The following is a 25259-nucleotide window of genomic DNA, read 5'->3' as shown; positions in this document are numbered from 1 at the left end:
ATTAGAGAAAAAGGAGAGAAAAACTGTGAGTTTTTTCCGTAAGCAGGCCTCACCTCCTGACGAGACCAGCAGCAAAAGTTCCATTGGCCTGCGACTCAACGTGTTTTTCTTTAGCACGTTCGTTATATTTTGCGTAATCATCATCCGACTAGCTGTTCTGCAGTTCGTGGAAGGTCCAACTTTAACTGAGGTAGAGACGAGTAGAGATACTAAAAATGTACCGTTAGCTTCCATGAGAGGGGTTATATACGCTGCAGGTGGTGAGAAGCTAGCTTATTCCACACCTGTTCAATCGCTGTATATCACACTCAATAAAGAGTATACGGCTAAGGAAACAGATAAAGTCACCGGTAAAACAACGCTGACCCCAGAGGCTAAGGCCAAGTCTGATGCATTGGCAGCCAAGCTGGTAGCTGATTTCAATAAATATGGGGATCCAAATGCAGAGAAGATGACGGAGAAAGATGTAATTGATGCGTTGGATTTATATTTCCGTAAATCACTTGGCTTTATGGCACGGCGAATTAAGGCTGATCTGACTACTGAAGAAGTTGCTTATTTCATGGAACATAAAGGAGAATATCCGGGGCTTGAGATTGTCGAGGAGAGCATTCGTCATTACGATAAAGATACGGTTGCTGTACAGACGATTGGTTATATCAAACCCTTCAAATCCGCGAACAGTCTTAATATTTATAAAAACATTCTAAGTGCTATGAAAAACAATCCGGAGCCAGGGCTAACGTATAAGGATGATGAATTTGTTGGATTCGATGGGCTGGAGCTGAAATATCAGCGTGAGCTTCGCGGGCAAAACGGCTATCAGGAAATTTCCGTCAATCCACAGAATATGGCGGAGAAAATTGAGCGTGTCGTTCCGCCTGTCAAAGGAAATGACATCTGGACAACGATTAATAAGAACGTTCAGATGAAGACAGAACAGGCGATAACAGATCAGCTCAAATGGTTGCACTCTAATACCGTACAAGGCAGAACGCATCCGAATGCTTTAACGGGATATGCAGTAGCGATGGAAGTGGATACTGGCAATATTGTTGCTATGGCGAGTATGCCTGACTATGATACGAATGTTTGGACAACGGGTTCTTTATCTGCAGATGTCTGGAACAGTATTATGGATAACTATCAGAACGGCACGATAACTCCTATTTCTTCAGGAACCTCAGGGAACGGACTAAGATCTGTATTGCTTCTAGGTTCAACGATTAAACCTTTGAGTGTACTCGTGGGCCTGAATGAAGGGTTGTTTTCAACTTCTTCTTATTATCAGGATAGAGGTTTTGCGACTTTTGGTAAGTCTGGGCATGAAACGAAGGTAAGAAACTCTTCTAACCACGTATATGGTTCTTTGGATCCTGCTAGAGCCATTGAGAAATCCTCGAATGCATTTATGGTCGATATGGTCGGTAAAAGATTGTATGACAAATATAAAAGCAAGGGGATAGACATCTGGGATGTCTATATGAAAGAGTTCGGCCTTGGTGTATCTACGGGAATTGACCTGCCAAATGAATTCTTGGGTCAAAGAAACTATACCAATATAGAAGCTGCTGGTAGTGCGCAGTCCGCACTGGTCTATGCCTCTTTCGGACAACAAGGAAGTTATACAGTAATGCAGCTTGCGCAGTATGTTACAACACTTGCTAATGAAGGACAGCGGATTAAACCTCAACTGGTTAGCAAGATTACTGATGCAGATGGAAATATAATCAAAGAATTTAAACGTGAGGTGCTTGATGAAGTAACAAACTTCGATAAGTCCTACTGGAATGAAATTAAGCAGGGGATGCGAAGTGAAGTTAGTGCTTTTTCTGATTTCCCTTATGACTTTGCCCGTAAGACGGGAACCTCTCAGCAAGTAGCTAAGGGTGAAATTCGCGATAATGGGGTATTTATTGCATATGCTCCACGTAATAATCCTAAGTTGGCTGTGGCGGTTGTAATCCCTGAAGGTGGTTTTGGTTCACAAAGTGCGGCACCAGTCGCACGTAAAATATTTGATGCCTATGATTGGGAATATGGCCTTGATGGAGTTCCAAAGAAAAGTCTCCAGTCTGGCAATAATACTAATGATAATGCGAAGGAGGGAGAGACTACAGGTACCGAGTAACTCTGACCCTATGGCTAAGATGTAAAAAAATAAACAGCTTCTCAAATGAGAGCATACAAGAATGGAGGGGTGGCAAATGATTGCCAAATACCGCCTGCTTGCATTGGATATGGATGGAACCCTACTGAATGATGAACAGATAATTACACCCACAACGGTGGAATGGATTCAAAAGGCGGTCAACGCAGGCGTTCATGTCTGTCTGTCGACAGGCCGGGCATTTGTAAGTGCCTTACCCTATGCAGAGCAGCTAGGTTTAGAGACACCGATGATCACTGTGAACGGCAGTGAGGTGTGGAGAGCGCCAAATGAAATATACCGGAGATCACTAATGGATCCCAAGCTGGTACAAGAAATGTATGATCTTGCAAAAGCAGATGACATCTGGTTCTGGGCTTATTCTCTGGACGAAGTTCTTAAACAGGATAACTGGGATGGGGATGTAACGGGTAGAGAATGGCTTAAGTTCGGTTATCACACTGAAGATGATGAGCTTCGTCATAAGCTGTTGCTTCGTCTTCAAGATATGGGTGGACTGGAGATTACGAACTCTTCTCCGCACAATCTGGAGATTAATCCTCTAGGCGTGAATAAGGCAGCAGGAATAAAGGAAGTCTGCAAGCTGCTGGGAATAGAAATGTCGCAAGTTGTAGCTGTGGGCGACAGCCTTAACGATCTGGCGGCGATCCAGCAGGCTGGGCTTGGGGTTGCCATGGGCAATGCGCAAAAGACGGTTAAACAAGAGGCTGACGTTGTGGTGGCGACCAATAATCAAGACGGGATTGCCGAGGTCATCCAAAAGTATATCTTTACCGAAGCTGCAGCCTCTGTAGGCAGCAAATAATAAAAGCAGTACTGCGAAGTGAATCCATGGAGCATTATGCTAGTAGGAGGTTAAGGAATTGACGATCCTGGGTTGGATTCTTATCATTGTTTTGTTTGCTGTAGGATTGGCAGGGGCTGTGTATCCTATACTGCCGGGTGCGTTAGCGATCTATCTTGCCTTTTTTGTATACGGCTGGTTCTTTTCTTTTGAGCCCTTTGGGGTTTGGTTCTGGATTATTCAAACACTGATCGTTGTAGTTCTTTTTGTTGCTGATTATGTTGTAGGAGCGTGGGGTGTCAAAAAATTTGGCGGCTCACGTTCATCGATTATCGGGAGCACGATCGGGCTGATCTTGGGACCTTTTGTTATTCCAGCTTTTGGTCTTATCATTGGACCATTTCTAGGGGCTTTTATTGGAGAATTGATTGTGGGATCTTCCCCGTCTAAAGCTGCTAAGGTAAGTGTTGGCTCCATACTCGGCTTATTTAGCAGCACCTTGGTCAAAATCGTGTTGCAGGTAATTATGGTCGTCCTCTTTTTTATATGGGTCGCCCGGTTTTAATTTAACAGTGAAGAAGGGGAAAGAGTTTGTCCAAGAAAGAGTCTTTTGTTAAAGGCACGCTTATCCTTGCTGCTGCAGCTTTGGTGGCAAGGGTACTCGGGCTTGTCCAGCGGGTGCCGCTGGAGCATTTATTTAATGATGTTGGTAATGCTTCATTTACGCAGGCAAACACAGTTTATTTGATGTTATTACCGCTGGCTACAGCAGGGATTCCAAGTACATTAAGTAAAATGGTATCTGAGCGTTATGCACTGAATAGGCCAAATGAAGCTCAACAGGTGTATCGGGCGGCATTAATGTTTGGTGTTGTAGTTGGCGTAATTATGAGCGCATTGTTATACATAGGTGCTCCTTATTATGCAGAATATGCAAAAGTTCCTGAAAGTACTTTGGCGATCCGGGCCATAGCTCCGGCACTCCTACTCTTCCCTTCTATAGCAATGATGCGTGGGTACTTTCAAGGGCGGAATAATATGATGGCTGGTGGCATCTCTCAAATTGTGGAGCAGATCGCGAGGGTATCTACAGCTGTTCTTCTGGCATTTGTATTGTTACAAAAAGGGTACGACAACACTTGGATGGCTGCTGGAGCATCATTCGGTAGTGTATTTGGTAGTGTTGGTGCTTTTGGTGTAATGCTCTATTACGCTATGAAATTACGGCGTAGTGAGGGGCAAACTGCGTTATACGAAACGAATGAAGCGAAGCTTCCTCTATTTGGAATTTATAAGGATATATTTAAATTATCCATTCCTATCGTGCTATCTTCAGTTACGGTTCCAGTAGTGAACTTTATTGATACATCTTTAATTGTACCGTTACTGAGTGGACAAGTTGGTGTAGCTGATGCCACACGTGCTTTGGGTATTTTCGGGAGTCGGGCACAGAGTGTCGCCGGGATTCCGCCGGTTCTTTCTATAGCACTGAGCACTTCACTAATACCAATTATTTCAGCTGCATATGCCCGTCGGGATGAGAAACATCTAAAAGGGCAAGTGACGTTAGCGCTTCGTATCTCTATTTTAACAGGAGCACCGATTGTTCTATCACTCGTAGTTGCTGCATATTCAGTTAATGGCCTCTTATTCAGTAGTTTAGATGGCAGTGGTATCGTAGCCATGCTTACTTTAGGAACGATCTTTCAGATTACGATGATGACAACGAACTCTATTTTGTTAGGTATGGGCAAATCGCGAATTTCCATGTATTATGTGTTAGCGGGTATTATTGTAAAATTAGTGGCAAGCTTATTACTTAGTAAGGTATTTGGCATCTACGGAATCATCGGTGCAACAGCACTTTGTTTCGTGGTCATTACTTTGCTTAACTTACGTATGCTGAAATCGATTGTGTCTTTTGAAATTATGGGCAAACGTTGGGGCGGTTTCGTGATTGCGGTACTTGTGTCCGGCGGGATTGGTTATGGCTTGAATGAGGCTGGGATTCTGTTAACAGATCTGATGCCTGCACGTTTGGCGTTTCTGATCACTTGTCTTGTTGTAGGAGCCGCTGTTGTTGTTATTTATCTAGTACTGCTTATTGTGCTGGGCGTGCTGACTAAACAGGAAATCTCCAGTTATCCGCGGGCGCTGCAAAAATTATTGAATCCGCTGATGAAGTTACAGCCTGCACGTGTTCGTATGAGAGAATAGGTTTGACTTCTACACTGCATTTTGCTTCACTTAAAGAGTAGAAAATAGACAGATATTGAAGAAGGGACTGAGTAAATCATGGACAAAATTAGTTCTCCTGCTGAATTTCAGGTAGCCATTCAATCACCTCGATTAACAGTGGCCATCTTCAAGGCTGACTGGTGCTCGGATTGCAAATTTATCGATCCTTTTATCCCAGAGGTAGAGCAGTCTTATGCAGACCGCCTTACACTGGTTGAGGTAGATGTTGATGCCGTGGGCGATGTTAGTCAAGAACAAAATATTATGGGTATTCCAAGCTTCGTCGCATATTCGGATGGGCGGGAATTGGTTAGATTCGTTAATAAATTGCGCAAATCCCGTGAAGAGATTGAGAATTTCCTTGATAAAGCGGTCCAAGTGCATCAAAGCCTTCAAAAGTAATTCCTAAGGAACCACCGCTTTCGCCTGTTTGTGCAAAGCGGTGGTTTTTTGAAATATAAGTCTGGCTGCTTCTTCATTACTAAAAACTGCGGGTGATATTTTTGACGACAAATCAGTTGAAATGGCTTAGTTATCTTACTTGCCTTATCATGTTCCTCGCTGTACTCGGAGGAGCGGTAGTGACGAAGACTGGATCGGGCTTGGAATGCGGAAATGAATGGCCGCTCTGTCATGGAAAATTAATTCCGGCTTATACTATAGGCTCGATGATTGAATACACCCATCGCTTGTTTAGCGGTTTGGCAGGGTTATTCTCACTTGCCTCGATGTTTGCTTTTTGGCGTTATGCCCGTACTCGGCGCGATTTGCTGGGATATGCATTTATGACCTTAGTATTCGTCATCGTTCAAGGTGGTATGGGAGCGCTTGCAGTAATTAAATCCCAATCCGCCGCTGTAATGGCGTTGCATATGGGTTTTTCTTTGATCGCCTTTTCAAGCGCTATGATGTTGGCTCTTGGAACCAAGAGATGGCATGAAGCACGTGAATATGATCATAAGCTGGAGGCTCAAAAGAAGCCCGTAAGTAAGGCTTTTCGCAATTTAACCTGTTTTACTGCCATCTATTCATATATTGTCGTGTATATTGGAGCCTTTGTAAGTCATACGGATTCACAAGGCGGGTGTACGGGTTGGCCGCTTTGTAATGGAGAATGGGTTCCGGAGCTTTCCGGAGGTGTAGGTGTTGTTTTTACGCATCGGATTGCGGCTTTAATCTTATTCATGCTTACTGCGCTGCTCGGGCATTTAGCATTTTGGAAACATAAGGATTATCCAGAGCTTAGAGCGCTGGGTATAGCTGCAGTGCTGTTATGCTTGATGCAGGTATTTAGTGGGGCGGCTGTGGTTTACACTCTAGATAATGAAAGGCTGTACATATTTGCCGCTTTGGCTCATATTTTGCTGATTGCCAGTTTGTTTGGTGTCTTATGTTATATGAGTGTAAGAGTCTGGCAGCTAAATCGCGCGAGTAGTGTCGTGTCTGGAAAAAATGTAACGAGCCCAATGATTCCACCGCCTTGGTAGAACATTCCCTCCGTGGATAGAGGTGCTTCACCCGCGGAATAATAAAGTGGAAATCGGTATATCGTGGAGCTGATTGGCCGATGCTTACGTCGCGAGTTTTGTACGAAGCAGTCCATGGAAGCAGACGCTGAACAAAACTTTAGGAGGACTGGGATATGCTGCGGGTATTACTTGGAGAGCCGCCTCGAAAGAACAGCGGTGTGTTGGCTGATGCGATGGAGAATATGGCCACTTTTGCAGCATTGCTGCGCAAGGAAATGAGTGCCCATGAGGATAATGACCATGAATACCGCAAGCTGGAGATTTGGACACGTGGGCTGATTTCCTCTCTGGATGAACTGGAGCAAAGTTGGTTCGCGGCCGCTTTTTACCGGAAATTAGTGATTGCGGGTTATATGGATGATATGACACCGGTGGAACAGGGTGATTATGCACGTTATGTTTATTTTTATAAAGATGGCTTTATCCGGGTTTTCTCTCTTCTGGACAAGCTTGGGACGGTACTGAATCATTTTTATGATCTCAAAACATCCAAATTAAAAACGCACTTTTCTTACTTTACAGTGCTGCGTCAGCTTCAATTATTGAATGTGCATCCTGCATTAGCGGATCAACTGGAAGAGATTAAGAACTCCTACCGCGATCCATTGGAGAATTTACGCAAGCGCAGAAATGCTGAAATTCATTATATGAATTCCGAAATGCAGGATGATTTGTGGCAGCGGCACCAAGGTCTGCATGACAAAATTCAGCTCGAGGATCTGGATAGCCATCTTGAGGATTTAAAACAATCGCTCGAAATGAACTGTAAGACATTAATCGCGGCATTTAGCTACAGCAATGAACAGCTGCGTAAGGAAATAAGCAAGGTAAAGAGCATAAAATCGTAATTGTTCAATATATTTCCTTTTGACAAAAATAGATAAACTCACTATACTTATGCTTGCATTAAAGTATGTACGATTTCAGAAAAAATATAATTTCATAACTTTATCTTATCGAGAGCGGCGGAGGGATAGGCCCGATGAAGCCCGGCAACCGATTTGTAACCAGCGCGGGAAGCGTTGTACAAATGTCATGGTGCTAATTCCTACAATGGCGCAGGTTGCGGTCGTTGGCAGATGAGAAGGCATTGTCTTAATAAACCCACAGAGCCTCTTGCGATCTGCATCGATCGTTGGAGGTTTTTTTGTATAGAATAAGTGAAGTATAAAGGGGGGGCGACGAGAGTTGATTAATCTAAAAGGGATAACAAAGGTTTATGGAAAAGGGAGTAATGCGGCAACAGCACTTTCTGGATTGAATCTGTCCATCGAGAAAGGTGAAATATTCGGAGTCATCGGCCACTCTGGAGCCGGGAAAAGTACATTGATCCGTTGCATTAATCTGTTGGAACGTCCGACAGAAGGAGAGGTCTGGGTAGACGGTGTTGAGCTAACCAGTCTTAACCAAGGTCAGCTGCAGGAACAGCGGCGCAAGATTGGGATGATTTTTCAACATTTCAATTTGCTGTCTTCGGCGACCGTATACGATAATATTGCCTTTCCACTGCGCCTTGCAGGTACATCTAGAACAGCTATTGATACAAAAGTCAAAGACCTGCTCGCTCTAGTTGGGCTTGAAGAACATAAAGATAAGTTTCCTTCTCAGTTATCTGGAGGACAAAAGCAGCGGGTCGGCATCGCCCGGGCACTAGCCAGTGACCCTGATGTGCTGCTGTGTGACGAGGCCACTTCTGCGCTTGATCCCCAGACAACGGATTCCATTCTTAAGCTGCTGCTCGATATTAATAAAAGATTCCATTTGACCATTGTGCTGATCACACATGAAATGCATGTAATCCAGAGCATCTGCGACCGTGTCGCGGTCATTCATGGTGGTGGGATTGTTGAGCAAGGCAAAGTTACAGAGGTATTTCTCAAGCCGCAGCATGAGGTTACACGCGATTTCATCCGCAGTGAGACACAGAATGAAGGACCTCTTCGAGTGGCGCTTGATGCTGCTGCCGGGGATAACTCTAAAGCTGTCAAAATTACTTTTTTCGGAGAAAAAACATACGGCTCGGCACTATCCGATGTCGTGCGTGATACGGGTGTAAGCTTTGCAATCTTACATGGTACCATCTCAACGATTAAAGATGTGCCTTATGGACAGATGATTGTGCGGTTCGAAGGGCCAGCTGAGGCGATTGCTGTAACGATCTCCAGACTAATTGCTCAAGGCCTTGATGTGGAGGTGATTTCGTAATGAATTTTGCAGATCTAAATTGGCAAGAAATGATGGATGCTACGGTTGCTACTATAAAAATGATATTTTTTTCCGGATTGTTCACAATTATTCTTGGTTTACCACTCGGAATTCTATTGTATTTATGGGGAAAATCGAATAGTATAGTAATCAGAGTAACTTACTCGGTCTTATCATTACTTGTAAATATCCTACGTTCCGTACCCTTTATCATTTTGATGGTGGCTCTAATTCCTTTCAGCAAAGCCGTTGTTGGAACCTCCATTGGTGTACTCGGTACGATTCCACCTCTGGTGATTGGTGCAGCTCCATTTTTTGCCCGCTTGGTAGAGACGTCGTTAAGAGAGGTAGACCGCGGAGTCATCGAAGCCGCACAAGGTATGGGAGCATCGACGAACCAAATCGTTATGCGTGTTCTTTTGCCAGAAGCTCGTCCAGGTCTGCTCGCTGGAGTTACGATCACACTGGTTACACTGGTCTCCTATACAGCAATGGCTGGTATGGTTGGGGGCGGCGGATTAGGTGACTTGGCGATTCGTTACGGCTACCACCGCTATGAGACGGAGATTATGATTGTTTCTATAGTATTTATTGTCGTACTGGTGCAATTGCTACAAATGGCCGGTGACCGACTCGTAAAACATTACACACGGAAATAAGGTACATCCATATATATCCTTATTCAATACAAAATATAGATTAGAGGGGGATTTACAATGAAAAAAGTACTACTTACATTTTTTAGCCTGACACTGGTTGCGGTGCTTGCGGCTTGCGGTAACAACAATGCATCTAATAATGCTGGGAGCTCGGCTGCTACAACAGCACCAAACGCAGAAGCAACAAGTGAACCTACTAAAGATCCAGTGAAATTGGTTATTGGTGCCTCACCTGTTCCTCATGCTGAAATTTTGAAGGCTATTGCTCCATTGCTTGAAAAAGATGGAATTACACTTGAAATCAAAGAATTCACTGACTATATTCAACCTAACGTGCAGCTTGATGAGAAGGAGTTAGATGCTAACTTTTTCCAACACCAACCGTATCTGGATGACCAAAACAAAAATAATAAAACCGACCTGGTCTCTGTTGCATCCGTTCACGTTGAACCTTTTGGGGCTTATTCCAAAAAAATCAAATCGATCGATGAGTTGGCTGATGGTGCAAAAGTTGCCATTCCGAACGATGCTACTAACGGTGGCCGTGCACTAATCCTACTTGCAAAAAATGGTCTGATTACCTTGAAAGATGATACAAACATTGCTGCAACAAAAGCAGATATCACTGAAAACAAGAAAAATCTCGACATCATTGAGTTGGAAGCAGCTATGCTCCCACGTCAACTGGATGAGGTAGACCTTGCTTTGATCAACACGAACTTTGCACTAGACGCTGGTCTTGTGCCAACTAAAGATGCATTGTTCATCGAGGGTGTAGATTCCCCTTATGCTAACATTTTGGTAACCCGTCAAGACAATAAAGATTCCGAAGCCATCAAAAAGCTGGTTGCTGCCCTGAATTCTCCAGAAGCTAAAGCTTTCATTGAAGAAAAGTACGAAGGTGCGATCATTCCAGCGTTTTAAGGAATGAAGTTAAATTCATCTATAGTCATAACAAGAACCCGCAGCCAAGTTGGCTTGCGGGTTTTATGTTCTAAGGTTGTGAGAGAATGTTAAATCCTCTATAATAAGAAAATCCCGATCTCCTTTACAGGAGAATCGGGATGGTTATTGAACGGGATTTAGAATACTTGAACTACTTCTTCAACGCCTTCTACTTCTTCAAGGAGGGCGCGTTCAATCCCGGCTTTCAAGGTGATCGTGGAGCTTGGGCAGCTGCCGCAGGCACCCATAAGTTTCAACTTAACGATGCCGTCTTCCACATCGACCAGTTCTACGTCACCGCCATCGCGCTGCAGGAACGGACGAAGCTTATCCAGCACTTCTAGTACTTCATCATACATTTCGGTGCTTTGTGCATTCTCACTCATTTCTCAATCACTCCTTTCGTAAGTTCATTATAGTACAAAAAGTTAAAAAATAAAATGGTTAGGCGGAATAGGGAGATCATCATGAGACCAATTATTGAATTTTGTTCCAGCAACATGGGTCACGGAACAGACAAGCTAATGCATAAGCTGGAGGAAAATCCAGATTATGATGTTATTGAATACGGATGTCTGAACAATTGTGGAGAGTGTTATTTAATGCCTTTCGCCATGGTTGAAGGTGACATTATTGCAGCAGACACTGTTGCAGAGCTAGAAGAGAAAATTGAGGCCAAGATCAAAGAGCTTGAGGCTTGGTTTAATATAGATCTTGACTAAATTTCTCGAGAAAAAAAGAGGGAGCACTCCATAATCTAAATTATGGAGTGCTCCCTCTTTTTGGAACCTTACTTGAACAAAATCCACCAATTTGATCGATTAGGCAACATATTGGAGAGTGCAGGGGCTACCGTGAAGGTGCCACCGGACTCAGGCGACCTTATATTGAGTGTTTTCCTACATTTGGATTGCTATCGGACCCCATAGTCACTATTCACCTGAAAAACAGCATAAATGAACCTCATTATAAGCAATAACTTCACTGGAGTCCGAAACTCTCCTTCAAAGGCTGAAAATTTGCGAATAAGGTCATCTGAGTCCGAAGGGTATACGCACCAATAACGTAAGGAAGCTACTCTCGTGTTTATCTGAGAGTAGCTTCCTTTAATACTTATGAACCAATCATAGGCTTATCCTAAAGTGCGTTTCGACATCCAGAGCACTCCGCTCTTGAGGATGCGGGGAACCCGTCCTTTGACGGAGCGTTGTCCCATAAGTCCGAATCCTGCTTTTTTTCCTAGTGACCCTAAAGTACCCTTCAGGCGAATAGGATGAAGCTTAGGAGTCTCACCGCGCCAGGTCGCTTGGATAACCTGAGCTACCTGCTCACCCTGTGCTCCAGCGGCTTGTGCGCTTGGTGCGAATGGCAGACTGGCACAGTCACCAATCACATATACCTCCGGATAATCCGGTATACGATAATACTCATCCAGCATAATCCGTCCACCGCGGTCCTTCGACACATTCAAATCTTGAACTACTTTTACAGGTTGAATCCCTGCGGTCCATACTGTCACATCTGAAAGGATTTCCTCGGTACCGTTAAAAATCGAATCCTTCTCTACATGAGATACAGAGATTCGTCCCAGCGTTTGCACCTGATGGTGATGAAACCATTCCTCTACGTACTGTGACAGCTTTGCCGGAAAGGCAGACAAAACACGTTCACCGCGATCCAGAATAGCAATGTTAAGGTCTGGACGGCTCTCCCGAAGCTCTGCAGCTAATTCAACACCGCTTAATCCTCCACCTACGATGTTTATCGTTCCGTAAGGCTTCACATCATTTAAACGGCGGTAGGTTTCCCGAGTACCAGCAAAGGTCTGGATGCTGCAGGTATATTGATCAGCACCAGGGATGTTGTGGTAATTGTCGGTACAGCCAAGAGCAATGGCTAGGAGATCATAAGATACAATCTCACCGGATTCCATACTGACTATTTTGCTCTCCAAATCAATGGAACTCACTTCACCGTACCGGACAGTAAGCCGGGGGTGAACCGGAAAATGAATGCGCAGGTGATAATCAGTTACGGTACCTGCGGCGAGCGCATAATATTCCGTTTTGATTCCTTGATAAGGCATTCGGTCAATTAAGATAATTTCAACATCATGAGGAAGATGATTATTGAGTAATTCTTGAATTAAGGCTAGGCCGCCGTAGCCACCGCCAAGAACGAGTATTGTTCTCATGCTGACCGAACTTCCTTTCCAATATGGGATAACAAATCTCAGGTATTCTTCTTATTCGTATACCTTAACTTCATTATAGAAAGTGTCACGTTCGACAGGAATTCGTCCAGCACCTTTCACTAGCCAGATCAATTCGTCGCGAGTCAGACCTTCCGGTGTTAAGGCGCCAGCCGCGTGGCTGATACGTTCTTTTAGAATTGTGCCATGCACATCTGATGCACCGAAGTTCAGCGCAACTTGAGTAAGCTGAGGGCCAATGTTAATGAAGTACGCTTTGATGTGATCGAAATTGTCCAACATCAATCTGCTGATCGCAATGGTCTTCAGATCCTCATAAGCAGAGTTGCGGCGCATGATGCCAGCGTTTTTATTCTTAGGCTGCATGGACAATGGAATGAATACCATAAAGCCATTGGTTTCGTCCTGCAAATCACGGATTTGCATCATATGGCGGATACGGTCTTCATGAGATTCAATGGAGCCGTACAGCATAGTGGTATGGGTCTTCATCCCAAGCTGATGTGCTGTCCGATGGACTTCCAGATATTCTTCCACATTAGCTTTGTCTACACGCATTTTTTTACGATATTGGTCGGATAATATCTCTGCGCCACCACCGGTGAGTGTTTTAAGTCCAGCAGCACGCAATTGTTCCAGTACCTCACGAATACTCAAACCGCTAATACGGGTGAAAAAATCAATTTCAGCGGCAGTGTAGGCTTTTAAGGTAACCTCAGGGAAACGTTCGTTCAAAGCTTTTAAAGAATCCACATAATATTGGAAGGGAACCTTGTCGTTATGGCCACCAACAATATGGAATTCGCGTACGCCTGGGTGGATATGCTGTTCGACATATTGCACCATTTCCTGACCGGAAAGGGTATAGGCTCCCTCTTCTCCATCATCTTTGCGGAAATTGCAGAATGCACAGTGCGATTCGCAAACATTGGTGAAATATAGACTCATGTTTTCGATAAAATATACCCGATTGTGATTCTTGGCGATATTGACTTCATTCGCTAGCTGGCCAATGGTAAGTAAATCGTTGCTTTGATATAAATAAACGCCATCTTCCAAATTCAATCTTTCGCCGCTGCGAACCTTATCAATAATGTTCGCCATTCGGGCATCCGTGTGGGGGGTAAAAAGAGTAGACATATTATGATTTCCTCCTGAAAGTTTACGAGCAGATTGCTCGAAGATAAATTCCAGACGTACCCAAGTGGTAGCTGTTCATTCTAAAAAAGAAAGAGGCGAGCTTGCCTCCGTGACAAATTTCCGAATTTTTACTTAGAGTGCCTTCCCTATTATAAACCTACTCTCCTAAGGGTATCAACAGCTTGATATTGATGGTGTTTTTTGCTGTGAAGGGTCATGCCGAAGGCAGTTGTGACTTGAGGGTAACGGAATAGTCGGTTATACTGAATTTATCAAGCATAAACGTCATTGGCATCCTTATAAAGTTGATAAGCGTTTAAGCGAGAAATATAAGACATAAAGAATAGGTGCAACACTTATACTTTCTTATATTTTTATGAAATAACTTTTGGCCGGAAGGTCCCTTAAACATAAGTTTCCGCTTATGAAGGGAGACGAATTTGTAGGAGGATGAGATCATGATTAATATTAGTGAAAAGGCAGCAGAACAATTAAAGGCGATGCTTGCTGAACAAGAAGTACCGAACATGTTCCTCCGTATTGGAGTAACGCCCGGCGGTTGCAGTGGATTCTCGTACGCTATGGGCTTTGATGATAATGAAACCGATCAGGACGTATATATGGACATTCAAGCCATGAAAGTGGTTGTGGAGAAGGAGAACCTTCGTTACCTGGACGGCCTCGAAATCGACTTTGAAGAATCCGGTATGACGGGTGGTTTCACCATCAACAACCCTAACGCTACTGCAACTTGCGGCTGCGGTTCAAGCTTCCGTACAGCTACGGATGCAGGGAAACCTAACGAAGAGCCTTGCTAATCACAGCAATCACGGCTCCAAGCCCCGTGTTGGATTCTAACAACACAGGCTTGGAGTTTTTTTTATTCTCAATGACAAAAATCATCACAAGGAGTTCGGAAATGGAAATGGAAATCAGAAAATTAAAAGCTGGTGAACAGCCTCCATTAGAATTACTTCTATTAGCAGATCCTTCGGAGAGCTTAGTTAACGGATATTTACAAAGAGGGTTATGTTGTGTGGCTGAGGTGGATAACAGCATCATCGGAGTCTACGTTGTGCTGCAGACAAGACTGGAGACTGTAGAAATCGTAAATATCGCCGTCGACGAAAATAAACACGGGCAAGGAATAGGTAAGCAGCTGCTGAACCATGCGATTCAGAATGCCAAGCAGCTTGGGGCAAAAACCATTGAAATTGGCACAGGAAATTCGAGTGTTGGACAATTGGCACTTTATCAGAAATGTGGATTCAGAATCACCGGCATTGATAGAGATTTTTTTATTAGGCATTACAGTGAAGAAATCTTTGAAAATGGGATTCAAGTCATAGATATGATACGCCTGTCGCTGGATTTATGAGTAATAGGGGAGTTTCTCAGAAGTCATTTAATGGGCGCTGGGGTAGTTCTTTATTCTTTTACATAGGAAGCAAACGATATATCGCTAATCATGTATCGCAAGCCAGGTATCGGACACAGAGGACCCTAAACGCCGCATTTTCCCATATTTGTGGTGCCAACGGACTGCATTGCCGCTATTGCTATGAAAATCAGTAAATATGAAGCTCTTTCTAAGCGATAGTGTCACTGGAGTCCGAAACCACGCCTCAAAGGTTGAAAATCTGCAAATAACGTCATCTGGGTCCGAAATGCTCATGGGTTAACGACACTGTTGAAGCAGATAGCTATTGTTTAAAAACACAGAGCAGCGATTCTCCACATAACTGGAGAATCGCTGCTCTGTGTTTTTTTTGCGAGGGTCGGACCGTCTGTGCATAGAAGTAAGCTGTTTATAGGCAGTCCCCTGCGTACATTAGGCTGGAATAATAAACTTGTAATTAATCATAAATACGATGAGCGCTGCAGCTCCAAGGGAGAAGGCGATACAGCCCGTACCCAGTGCTCTGCGTTTGTCTTTAATAAATTTAAAGCCAATGGCGCAGATCAGTATAGTCGTTCCAGCCAATACAATGGACATCCCAAGCATAGCCACCCAATATAAAACCTCAAAAAACTGTGCCATTCTGAGCCCTCCCCGCGCTGTGCTTTTTAGTGATTCTGTTAGTACTCACTATAATAGTAGAAATTGAAAATGTAACCGCTATTAATAATACAACGATTTTGAAGATTATTCTAGTTATAGTGAACTCATCCATTAAGATATTGATGTCGAATTTCTTGAGAACTGAATCTACAAAATCCGCGGTTGTACCCTGTCGCTGTCGACTGATGCTGTGCTAAACACTAAGCCCTTTTTGCTAAGAGCGGCATCTTACACGGACAATCATACAAGAGGGCGAGACCTTCTCTGAGTAATGTATAGGGTAGGCTGGATTGTGAAGGGAGGGAAAGGACGATGGCAGGAAGACAATTGGCCAGTAAGTGGCTGAAGACAGAGGCGTTGCTGACCGACGCTCGGGTTGCACCCTATATCCCAATGACGAGGGGGTACAGGGCAGAAACGCTCCTGGCAATGCTTCGTAGATATGGAAATGTTGTCATTAAACCTATTGTGGGTGGCGGAGGTTACGGTGTAATCAAAGTTTTTCGGGATAGTCGCGGTTATGGATTCACCTATATGGACAGAACTCGAATTTACAAGGATTTTGGATCCATGAGACGTGCGCTTAATACTGTGAAGGCAAGACGCAGATATTTGATTCAACAAGGGATTTCCCTTGCGAGAATCGGTGGACGGCCTATTGATTATCGGGTCAAAGTAGTTAAGAATGGTGAGGTTTGGGAATTTCGCTCCATGGTAGGGAGATTGGCTCGGCCAGGTCTGTTCGTAACCAATCTTTGTAAAGGGGGAACGATGCTATCATGTCGTGAAGGACTTCGTAGATCGTTGCCGCGGATTAAAGCTTCAGCGAAGAAAGCAGAAATGCGGAGACTAACCCATGTATGTATCGGAATTATGGAACGGCATTTTCCGGGAATAGGTGAGCTGGGCTTTGATTATGCTGTAGATTATTCGGGGAAAATATGGATTTTGGAGGTTAATACAAGACCTCAATAAATTAACAATTATTTTAAGAATTGACGATAATAGAGTAGTAAGATAAAATTGCGTTTAGTTGCGTTCTTTTGGGGTAAATAACATTGTAATTTATTTACAATAAAAATATATTTTTTGCTTTATACAAGTGGTTCAATCCTGTGTATAACTATTATCCCCATAGTCCACTGTGTAGCTAGTACCTTTATAACGCTTACACACATTTTATACACAGGATTTCCACATGTACTTGTGGATAACGCGAACGCTTGTTCGAAAAATGATAGTTTGATATGATAGATTCAGATCCAAATAAAGGAAAGGTAGATGAAGTTTATGGTTGAATTGTCGGATGAGATGCTGCTTGACTCTTACCATAGAGCAATAGAGCTGCAACTAGAGCATGATTTCATCGCTCTTCTACTCGTTGAAATTCGCAAACGAAACTTACACTCTCCAGTACATGCGGTTCTTCATTAAAAAAGCGCAAAGGATAACTTTGTAGCAGGCTACATATATAAAACCGCGAGGCACAAACAAACATAAAAGGGTATCCTCACAGGCTGTTATCAACAGGCCTGTAAGAATACCCTTTTTTATTGTGTTAATAGATTTAGAGTTTCATATTACTGCTGTGACCCGGTGATAGCTTCGCTTCTGGATCAATGTACACCTTAGCATTATTCACAGCCGTTGGAGCTTCGCCAAATCCTACAGCAATCAGCTTCAGCTTACCAGGGTAAGTTGTGATATCGCCGGCAGCAAATATGCCTGGAATGCTTGTTTCCATACGCGAGTCAACAACAATGGAGTTCCCTTCAATATCAATACCCCATTCGGCAATAGGACCTAGGGAAGAGATGAATCCGAAGTTAACAATAACGCTGTCCACTTCAATTTCTTGAGTTTCTTTGGTCTTGATATTTGACAATGTAACCTTGGTAATGAACTCATCACCATGCAGCTCTGTAATTTCAGTAGGGGTAACTACGTTAACCTTGGAAGCCATCAGGTTCTCAACGCTATGTTCATGCGCACGGAATTTATCCCGGCGGTGAATCAGGGTTACCTGTTCAGCGATGGGTTCCAGCATGAGCGCCCAGTCAACTGCAGAGTCACCGCCACCGCTGATCAGAACTTTTTTATCTTTAAAGGCATTTAGATCATTTACAAAATAATGGAGGTTTGCTTTTTCAAAACGTCCAGCGTTGGGTAATTCCAAACGACGAGGTTCAAATGCACCTACACCAGCTGTAATGATGATCGCCTTACTGTGGTATTCGGCTACATCGGTTGTAACCACAAAATGACGTTCGTCCCGTTTTTGAACAGAAATCACTTTCTCCTCCAGCCGGATATTGGATTGGAACATATCCATTTGCCGAGACAGGTTGTCGACCAATTCTTGTGCTGTTACTTTTGGAAAACCTGCCACATCATAAATGTATTTTTCTGGATAAAGGGCAGCAAGTTGTCCCCCCAATTGGGGCATACTTTCAATAAGGGTTACTGATGCCTGACGCATTCCGCCGTAAAATGCGGCAAACATGCCAGCTGGCCCGCCACCTATGATTAAAAGGTCGCTCATAGGAACGCTGGATTGCTCTTGGGTCACGGGATATTACACCTCCGAGTTGATATATTCATTTTGCCATACTTGTGTACCTACTTATTATAATCATTGTGACACATACCTGCAAAGAAAGACTTTAGAAGTCAATAAAAGTGTGACGTTTTTTAGTATTTTAATGTTTGATTAATGCTACACTAAGGTTTACAATGGATATGGTCAATTTAGAAATGCTTCAAGTTTGATTGGAATTTCTTCTAAATATAAGTGTATAAATTCACAAAAAGGACCGTACATTGTTTCAATAAAAAATACAAAGACAGATTTACCTCTTGGAAGGAGCCGGAACATGAGTAGTATTCCCAAAATCGTTATCTTAGGCGCGGGCTATGGGGGTATTTTGACCGCACAGCGCTTGCAGAAGGCTTTGAATTATAATGAAGCGGATGTCACGCTTGTAAACCGTCACGAGTACCACTATTTTACTACCCATCTACATATGCCTGCGGCGGGTACGGACAGTATTGAACACACTCGGGTGTCCATTTCGAAACTAATCGATGAATTCAAGATCGACCTCGTGAAGTCATCTGTTCAGGAAATTCGTACTCAGCAGAAAAAGATTATTTTGGAGGATGGTACCCTATCGTACGATTATCTTGTCATTGCTTTAGGTGGAGAGCCTGAAACATTTGGTATTCCTGGACTTGATAAATACGCACTGACAATCCGGAGCATCAATTCCGTTCGTTTAATTCGCGAGCATATTGAATATCAATTCGCTAAGTACAAGAACGAGAACAATGCTCAGGAGCATATTAATTTTGTTGTCGGTGGTGCCGGCTTTAGCGGTATCGAATTTGTAGCTGAATTAGCTGACCGTATCCCTGGACTGTGTAAAGAATATGACGTAGATCCAAGTATGGTTAATATATATAACGTAGAGGCTGCTCCGACAGCACTGCCTGGTTTTGCTCCTGAGCTTGTGGAGTATGCGATGGACTTGCTCACCAAAAAGGGAGTTACCTTCAAGATGGGTGTTGCGATCAAGGAGTGTCTGCCAAACGGGGTAATTCTGGCATCAGGCGAAGAAATCAAAGCCTCCACAATTATTTGGACAGGCGGAATCCGTGGCAATCGTCTTATTGAGGCTGCCGGATTTGAAGCTATGCGTGGGCGCGTGAAGGTAGATGAATATCTACGTGCACCGGGCCAAGAGAATATCTTCATTATTGGTGATGGCTCCCTTATGATTAATCCGGAAGGACGCCCTTACCCGCCAACCGCTCAAATTGCTATGCAGCAGGGTGAATGTTGTGCGCATAATTTGGTGGCAGCAATCCGCAATCAACAGCCGAAGAAATTCGCATTCAGCAATAAAGGAACCGTAGCTTCCCTAGGCAAAGGCCAAGGAATCGCTGTAGTAGGCAGCAAAACTTACAAGGGCTGGACTGCAGCTCAGTTGAAAAAAGTTGTAGATATGCGCTACTTGTTCATTATCGGCGGAATTCCGCTGGTTCTGAAAAAAGGAAGATTCTTATAAGATGCGCCATTGCAGCGTACAGGTACGCGGACTGCTGACTCGGGAAGAATTGGACCGTTATAACGGACTGATAGAGGTTGGATCTTATCTGGAGGATCAGAACCAGTATGATCTGGCTTATATCGTTCAGAAGGAAATTGATCTGCTCATTCTCCCTGGTATCGAACGCCTGAAGGATAAAGGGCGCGCTCGGGATCGGGCCACGGCTGAATATCTGGAAAGTTTACGTGAAGATGATGAGGATAACGAAGATGAGGATTCAGGAACTTCGGTGTCTTAATCTAATAATATGGCAGTAAAAAAGGTGTGTCTCCATGCGAACTGGAGACACACCCTTTTTTTTGTTGTTACAGCTTGAGCATTTCTTCAAAAGATTCTTCAGTCAGCAGATTGCCGACATAAAAAGGTCCGAATTCGCCGTAGCGGGCACTTACTTCGTCAAAACGCATTTCGTATACCAGCTTTTTGAATTGCAGTGCATCTTCAGCGAACAGAGTCACGCCCCATTCCCAGTCATCAAAACCGACGGAGCCGGTAATAATTTGCTTCACTTTACCTGCATATGAACGTCCAATTAACCCGTGTGAAGCCATGAGCTCCCGGCGTTTGTCCATATCAAGCATGTACCAGTTATCGGCAAGCTCGCGTTTTTTGTTCATAGGATAGAAACAAATGTGTTTCGCTTGCGGTAAAATAGGCTTTAGACGTGCGGCAACATGCGGATTCTGCATAGGGTCGCTGCCGTCGCTGCCACTGCCACCAGCAGCGTAGTTGCTTAATTCAACAATACTTACATATGAATAAGCTTTGGTTGTATATTGAGCAAAAGCGATTTTGTTAAAGGCGGTCTCAAGCTGGTTCAAAGCTTCTAGGCTTTCGCGCAAAAACATCATTACAAAATCAGCCTTTTGGCCCACTATGGAGTATACTGCGGTGCTGCCTTCTTTAGCTTCCTCAACAGGGCTCCATTCCTGCATAAAAGCATGTAGTTCTTCCAGGGCAACGGCACGTTCTTCATCATCTGCTGCCGTCCAAGCGGTCCAGTTCAGAGAGCGGAAGTCATGCAGTGCATACCAGCCTTCCAGTGTCAAAGCGGCTTCGATCATGATCTCACTCCTTAAAAGTTTTACGAAGCATAAGCCTCGCTGAAATAACATCGCGTAAAACTCGCAATTGAAGCATAAACTTAGTCTTACGAAGCATCTGCTTCATAGGCTATGTATGATCTGATTAATCTACTTGCATTGTATCGCAATCAAGCCGCCAAGAGCAAACGGAGGCATCCTCTAAGTGTGCGAATTAGTGCGTGAATTTGAATAAAGTTCATTGCTTCGTGACATTTTTTCTAGTAAACTTACTACTAGCTTGTAAAAGATGTGCGCTTCTTTATAGAAAGGGGTGGAGACGGTAAGATGGGATTTATTCCAGTGTTTATCCTAGCCGTTTTATTCTTTGTGATGATGTTTGGTATCGGCTTTATTCTTAACATGTTAATGAAGACAACCTGGTTTCCCGCTTATCTATTCGTACTTATTATTCTACCCGTCGTAATCTATTCTATTTGGGATAGAAACGCGATGTCGCTCTGGGAGCATCTCTCCAGTTTCCACTTTGTTGATTATCTTACAGGTGTCGCTGGTCTTGCAGGTGCTATACTTAGTGGATGGACCATTCAAAAGCTGCGCTTTGGCGGTTACAAGATGTTTTAAAGATTTGAAAGAGCCTATGTTATGAATCAGTCTTATATTTCTGCGAGAAACGGGATACCTTCCTCTTTAGAGGACGGCGAAGCCGTTTCTTCTTGTTTAATAGAGGTAGATATTCGTAAGAAGAAGTTGATTATATTGCGAAAAGAGTCGAAATTGGGATTTTATTTACATTTTCGCTATGTTAATTTGTGATAGAATAGAATCCTGTATGAATTCGTGTAAACAAGGGGGTATCCGTAGATGCGGATGAGTAACTTACATCATTTCACCGAACATCATCGGTACTGCGTTTCCCGCGAATTTGGTCTTAGTGTTATAGATGGACGTATGCTTAGCTCTGTATATCAACCTATGGTAGGAGCCTTTGCAATCAGTTTCTATCGCTTGCTGGTTGAACATGTGCCAGCAGATAGCATTGGCTATTCTGGAGTGGAGCAACAGCGCAGGCTATTTATGACTTTGGGTGTTGAACCCAATGAGAAAGGCCGCAAATATTTAATTGATCAGGCTTCCCGGTTAGAAGCAGTGGGTCTGTTGCAGACCTGTCGAATCTATGTGCCGGAAACAGATGATTATTTATATGAATATGAGCTAATGCCGCCGCTATCGCCAGCCGACTTTTTTGCCACTCAGCATTTAACCTTGCTGTTACGTGATAAGATTGGCAAATTTGCTGTGCTGTCCTTACGGGAACAGTTCTGGAATCGCGAGCCGGAAGAGTGGAGTCGCAGATCTATAGGCAAAGAGAATATTTCCGTGCCTTTTTATGATATTTTTCAACTTAATACACATGTCATTGATTATGAGCTGGAGCAAGCTTTGGCAGAGGTAGCCTCTGTTCGACAGCCCGGCACGCTTGAATCCGGAGAGCAGGCAATCGGATATAGTGACATTATTTTGCGTTTTCCACGGGAGTCTGTGAATCGGGCTCATGTAGAAAAACTGCGCTTTGACCATACTCAAATGGGTGTAATTAACTATGTTGCTCATAAATACGAACTGAGTCCGCAGGATTTATGTCGTTTGCTGGATGAGGATGGAGTGTTCTCACCGGAGGGCGAGGTCATGCTGGATGCGTTGCAATATAAAGCGAGCCAACATTTCAGGCAAGATATGAAACGACAGGAAAAACGTGAAATTGCAGCTGCGAAAGTTGTTTCTATCCGGTCCAGTGCGACCGAAGAGAATGATGATTCTATAGCACCACCAGAGCAATCAGTAGAGATGGAGTTTTATGTAGAAGTACCGCCACAATTTTTGTCCAAGTGTGACATTCACCAATATAATATGATGCTGCGAAACGAACCTTATACAAGACTGCTACAAACCTTTTTCCCGGGTGCAGTACCCAGCCATCTGATGGATATGTTCGAGAAAATAGATCTGAACTATAAGCTGAGCGGTGAAGTAATTAATGTACTCATTCATTATTTAATGACTATGGTAGCCTCGGGTGGAGAACAGCGGATGAACCGCAATTTTGTAGAGGCTATCGCCTCCAATATGCTGGTTAAACAAGTGAACACCTACGAGAAGGCTGTAAGATATATTAGAGATCAGTCCAAAGTGAAGGGCAAGGGGACAACGGCTAATACGGCTGGAGGAACACGATCACGTTCTTATGCCAAAAATTCAGGCCGATCCAATAAACCGGAAATTCCGATTGTGCTGGATGATGGAAGTGCCGGAACAGTATCGGAAGAGGAATTCGCGGCGATGATGAAGAAAGCGGCAGAAATTAAAGCCAGTAAGAAAAAAGGCGTATCGCAAACGCCTTAATGAAAGAGAGGTGGAACAATGGAGTCAATGGGCGATGTACTTCGTTCGATCAACAATCCAACTCTACGGCAGCGTCAACGCGATCTTGAACAGGGGTTATTCAATCATCCACTTGTGAAGGCATTACAGTCCGAACATCCTGAACTGGACGAATCACGACTGCGGCTTCATATGAGTCGCCTGTATCAATATGTAGAGGAAAGCCGAAACTGTGCGAACTGCCCAGGACTAGAGAAGTGTCCAAATGATTTTCCTGGCCATTATAGTAAACTAACGGTAGAAACTGTGAATGGTTCAGTGGATCTATATGAACGCAAGACGGCATGCCGACTTAAAGTGGCACAAGATAATCAGGATAACATCCGCAAACGTATTCGTAGTTTTTATGTGGACGAGCGTGTACTTAACGGCGGTTATGATGAGATAGATATTATGGGCAAAGACCCGCGCCGGGTCTCGGCTGTGAATAAAATATTTGATTATATCACGAATGTTAAAGAGGAAGGCCTGACTTCACGCGGCATTTATTTACATGGCTCTTTCGGAACAGGCAAAACTTTTTTGATGTGTTATTTACTGCATGAGCTTGCTGTTGCTGGATATACCGGAGTGATCGTATACATGCCAGACTTTATAGAGGACTTGAAATCGATCATGATGGATGGCCAGAAGATGAAGGAAACTGTTGATACGATGAAAAACTGCGATTTACTTATTTTTGATGACATTGGTGCGGAAAATTTGAATCCTTGGGCTCGTGATCATGTACTTGGGGCGATCTTGAATTATCGGATGAACCGCAAACCAACCTTCTACACCTCGAATTATCCGTTGGATGGCTTGGAGAAACATCTTAGCTTTACGAGCAAAGATGGTGAAGAGGTCTATAAAGGCCAACGACTAATGGATCGCATTGCTCCTTTTGTGGATGTTCTTCCACTGCATGGGGAGAATCAAAGAGGGGCCAATAGATAAGCCTGGAATATTCATAATGTAAAATTCAAAAGAGCAGTGATTCCTCTTTTATTGGAGGATCGCTGCTCTTCGTTTTTTTTGGTTATTCGAACTCAAACGCCGCTTTTTCCCTGCTACGAAGCAGGATCGCCTTAAGTCCTGATTGTTTTTCACTTGTTCAAACACACTTTCGGGTTGCAGCATCTGGCGGGCATACTGAATCTGATCGATAATTAGGGAATATCTCCCTAAAAATGAACTGATTCGTCAGCGAAAACAGATATTCTCCCGATTATTAGGGAGGAATTCCCTGATTTCGTTCATTTATAGCAAATATCGGTTATAATCAGGGAGGTTTTCCCTCATTATTCTAAAAAAAGAAGCCGCCCCATAAGTAGCATTCACTACTTTTGAGACAGCTTCTTTTTATTGTGCGAAGATTCCTTTACTCCGAGAGAATGAACTTAAGGATGACCATTCCGAAAAAGACAACCGTCATAAACGTGGTCATTCCGAAAAATCCGGTCATCAAATCCCCAAGATCATTGCGGGGTTCTTCGTTGATATGTTCTCGTGGGTCCCGTACTTGCGCGTTAACATCCATAGTTTCTGCCTCCTTACAGGGACAAGCCCCATATTATTAGATGCAAATTGACATTAGTTTATGAAATAAGTCATTGACAATTAATGCGCTTTCTTTAAGTATACCGAAATGCTGGGGAGGTTGTAAAGAAAAGAGTACGCAAAAAAAATACATTGAAGGCAATATAATTGCGAGTGATATTTCACATATCCCATAAAGATAT

The 25259-nt window shown here is 43.5% G+C and carries 27 protein-coding genes and 1 riboswitch; of the genes, 20 read left to right on the top strand and 7 right to left on the bottom strand.

Annotation, left to right across the window (positions count from 1 at the left end):
* Positions 1–25 precede the first annotated feature (25 nt).
* The 10 genes from MHB37_RS26725 (at position 26) to MHB37_RS26680 (ending at position 10509) form a co-directional block, all read left to right on the top strand.
* Positions 26–2131, top strand: coding sequence for a penicillin-binding protein 2 (locus tag MHB37_RS26725; RefSeq protein ID WP_076308837.1), 2106 nt, complete (start codon positions 26–28; stop codon positions 2129–2131).
* Between the two features lie 76 nt (positions 2132–2207).
* Entirely contained in the window at positions 2208–2975 is a 768-nt protein-coding gene (locus MHB37_RS26720; RefSeq protein ID WP_339188426.1) for a Cof-type HAD-IIB family hydrolase, read from the top strand.
* Between the two features lie 58 nt (positions 2976–3033).
* Positions 3034–3519, top strand: coding sequence for a DUF456 domain-containing protein (locus tag MHB37_RS26715; RefSeq protein ID WP_038573189.1), 486 nt, complete (start codon positions 3034–3036; stop codon positions 3517–3519).
* 26 nt (positions 3520–3545) lie between these two features.
* Positions 3546–5171, top strand: a complete 1626-nt coding sequence (locus tag MHB37_RS26710) for a polysaccharide biosynthesis protein (protein ID WP_076184764.1) — start codon at positions 3546–3548, stop codon at positions 5169–5171.
* A 78-nt stretch (positions 5172–5249) separates the two neighbouring features.
* Complete coding sequence (locus tag MHB37_RS26705; RefSeq protein WP_076127982.1) at positions 5250–5594, top strand: thioredoxin family protein; 345 nt, start codon at positions 5250–5252, stop codon at positions 5592–5594.
* A gap of 92 nt (positions 5595–5686) precedes the next feature.
* Positions 5687–6679 (top strand): COX15/CtaA family protein, encoded by a 993-nt coding sequence (locus MHB37_RS26700; protein WP_405132537.1) that lies wholly within the window; start codon positions 5687–5689, stop codon positions 6677–6679.
* Positions 6680–6834: 155 nt separating this feature from the next.
* Positions 6835–7569, top strand: coding sequence for a Cthe_2314 family HEPN domain-containing protein (locus MHB37_RS26695; RefSeq protein ID WP_076127978.1), 735 nt, complete (start codon positions 6835–6837; stop codon positions 7567–7569).
* Positions 7570–7671: 102 nt separating this feature from the next.
* A riboswitch (SAM riboswitch) is annotated at positions 7672–7807 on the top strand.
* A 102-nt stretch (positions 7808–7909) separates the two neighbouring features.
* Entirely contained in the window at positions 7910–8926 is a 1017-nt protein-coding gene (locus MHB37_RS26690) for a methionine ABC transporter ATP-binding protein (RefSeq protein ID WP_076193371.1), read from the top strand.
* Between the two features lie 29 nt (positions 8927–8955).
* Positions 8956–9585, top strand: coding sequence for a methionine ABC transporter permease (locus tag MHB37_RS26685; protein WP_370510697.1), 630 nt, complete (start codon positions 8956–8958; stop codon positions 9583–9585).
* Between the two features lie 57 nt (positions 9586–9642).
* Complete coding sequence (locus tag MHB37_RS26680) at positions 9643–10509, top strand: MetQ/NlpA family ABC transporter substrate-binding protein (protein WP_036685252.1); 867 nt, start codon at positions 9643–9645, stop codon at positions 10507–10509.
* A gap of 158 nt (positions 10510–10667) precedes the next feature.
* On the opposite strand, the gene MHB37_RS26675 is transcribed toward MHB37_RS26680, so the two are convergent.
* Complete coding sequence (locus MHB37_RS26675; protein ID WP_036685249.1) at positions 10668–10916, bottom strand: NifU family protein; 249 nt, start codon at positions 10914–10916, stop codon at positions 10668–10670.
* Between the two features lie 81 nt (positions 10917–10997).
* Here MHB37_RS26675 and MHB37_RS26670 point away from each other — a divergent pair, with 81 nt between their 5' ends.
* The gene (locus MHB37_RS26670; RefSeq protein WP_036685247.1) at positions 10998–11252 is read left to right on the top strand and encodes a YuzB family protein; all 255 of its coding nucleotides are present in this window, start codon (positions 10998–11000) and stop codon (positions 11250–11252) included.
* A gap of 410 nt (positions 11253–11662) precedes the next feature.
* Here MHB37_RS26670 and MHB37_RS26665 read toward each other — a convergent pair whose 3' ends face one another.
* Both MHB37_RS26665 and mqnE read right to left on the bottom strand, forming a co-directional pair.
* A complete protein-coding gene (locus MHB37_RS26665) occupies positions 11663–12724 on the bottom strand; it encodes an NAD(P)/FAD-dependent oxidoreductase (protein ID WP_076099373.1) in 1062 nt (353 codons plus the stop codon).
* 51 nt (positions 12725–12775) lie between these two features.
* Complete coding sequence (gene mqnE / locus MHB37_RS26660; RefSeq protein WP_036685236.1) at positions 12776–13882, bottom strand: aminofutalosine synthase MqnE; 1107 nt, start codon at positions 13880–13882, stop codon at positions 12776–12778.
* 458 nt (positions 13883–14340) lie between these two features.
* Between mqnE and MHB37_RS26655 the strand changes: the two genes are divergently transcribed.
* Positions 14341–14700 carry an iron-sulfur cluster assembly accessory protein gene (locus MHB37_RS26655; protein WP_076184761.1) on the top strand — a complete coding sequence of 120 codons (360 nt, stop codon included), beginning with the start codon at positions 14341–14343 and terminating at the stop codon, positions 14698–14700.
* Positions 14701–14807: 107 nt separating this feature from the next.
* Positions 14808–15260, top strand: coding sequence for a GNAT family N-acetyltransferase (locus MHB37_RS26650; protein ID WP_312149031.1), 453 nt, complete (start codon positions 14808–14810; stop codon positions 15258–15260).
* Between the two features lie 453 nt (positions 15261–15713).
* Here the strand turns inward: MHB37_RS26650 and MHB37_RS26645 are convergent, their stop codons facing one another.
* Positions 15714–15923 carry a hypothetical protein gene (locus tag MHB37_RS26645; RefSeq protein ID WP_036685233.1) on the bottom strand — a complete coding sequence of 70 codons (210 nt, stop codon included), beginning with the start codon at positions 15921–15923 and terminating at the stop codon, positions 15714–15716.
* A 333-nt stretch (positions 15924–16256) separates the two neighbouring features.
* On the opposite strand from MHB37_RS26645, the gene MHB37_RS26640 reads away from it, so the two are divergent.
* Complete coding sequence (locus MHB37_RS26640; RefSeq protein WP_076127972.1) at positions 16257–16919, top strand: YheC/YheD family protein; 663 nt, start codon at positions 16257–16259, stop codon at positions 16917–16919.
* A 315-nt stretch (positions 16920–17234) separates the two neighbouring features.
* Entirely contained in the window at positions 17235–17378 is a 144-nt protein-coding gene (locus MHB37_RS26635) for a sporulation histidine kinase inhibitor Sda (RefSeq protein WP_036685584.1), read from the top strand.
* A gap of 133 nt (positions 17379–17511) precedes the next feature.
* Here the strand turns inward: MHB37_RS26635 and MHB37_RS26630 are convergent, their stop codons facing one another.
* On the bottom strand, positions 17512–18486 hold the full coding sequence (locus MHB37_RS26630) for an NAD(P)/FAD-dependent oxidoreductase (protein ID WP_076128050.1): 975 nt from the start codon (positions 18484–18486) through the stop codon (positions 17512–17514).
* Between the two features lie 331 nt (positions 18487–18817).
* Between MHB37_RS26630 and MHB37_RS26625 the strand changes: the two genes are divergently transcribed.
* Both MHB37_RS26625 and MHB37_RS26620 read left to right on the top strand, forming a co-directional pair.
* Positions 18818–20011, top strand: a complete 1194-nt coding sequence (locus MHB37_RS26625) for an NAD(P)/FAD-dependent oxidoreductase (protein ID WP_036685230.1) — start codon at positions 18818–18820, stop codon at positions 20009–20011.
* Position 20012: 1 nt separating this feature from the next.
* Positions 20013–20291: a hypothetical protein gene (locus tag MHB37_RS26620; protein WP_036685228.1), complete on the top strand. Its 279-nt coding sequence runs from the start codon at positions 20013–20015 to the stop codon at positions 20289–20291.
* A gap of 67 nt (positions 20292–20358) precedes the next feature.
* On the opposite strand, the gene hemQ is transcribed toward MHB37_RS26620, so the two are convergent.
* A complete protein-coding gene (gene hemQ / locus MHB37_RS26615) occupies positions 20359–21117 on the bottom strand; it encodes a hydrogen peroxide-dependent heme synthase (protein ID WP_036685226.1) in 759 nt (252 codons plus the stop codon).
* A gap of 306 nt (positions 21118–21423) precedes the next feature.
* Between hemQ and MHB37_RS26610 the strand changes: the two genes are divergently transcribed.
* The 3 genes from MHB37_RS26610 (at position 21424) to dnaI (ending at position 24474) form a co-directional block, all read left to right on the top strand.
* A complete protein-coding gene (locus tag MHB37_RS26610) occupies positions 21424–21720 on the top strand; it encodes a YuiB family protein (RefSeq protein ID WP_036685224.1) in 297 nt (98 codons plus the stop codon).
* Positions 21721–21960: 240 nt separating this feature from the next.
* Positions 21961–23499 (top strand): DnaD domain protein, encoded by a 1539-nt coding sequence (locus tag MHB37_RS26605; RefSeq protein WP_280753730.1) that lies wholly within the window; start codon positions 21961–21963, stop codon positions 23497–23499.
* 18 nt (positions 23500–23517) lie between these two features.
* A complete protein-coding gene (gene dnaI, locus MHB37_RS26600) occupies positions 23518–24474 on the top strand; it encodes a primosomal protein DnaI (protein ID WP_076134190.1) in 957 nt (318 codons plus the stop codon).
* Positions 24475–24898: 424 nt separating this feature from the next.
* Here the strand turns inward: dnaI and MHB37_RS26595 are convergent, their stop codons facing one another.
* Positions 24899–25057: a YqzM family protein gene (locus tag MHB37_RS26595; RefSeq protein WP_094902239.1), complete on the bottom strand. Its 159-nt coding sequence runs from the start codon at positions 25055–25057 to the stop codon at positions 24899–24901.
* Between the last annotated feature and the right edge of the window lie 202 nt (positions 25058–25259).

Source organism: Paenibacillus sp. FSL H3-0286 (genome assembly GCF_045040705.1).
Taxonomy (GTDB): domain Bacteria; phylum Bacillota; class Bacilli; order Paenibacillales; family Paenibacillaceae; genus Paenibacillus_AQ; species Paenibacillus_AQ odorifer.
Note: the sequence above shows the minus strand (reverse complement) of the source record. Positions and strands in the feature narration are given on the sequence as shown.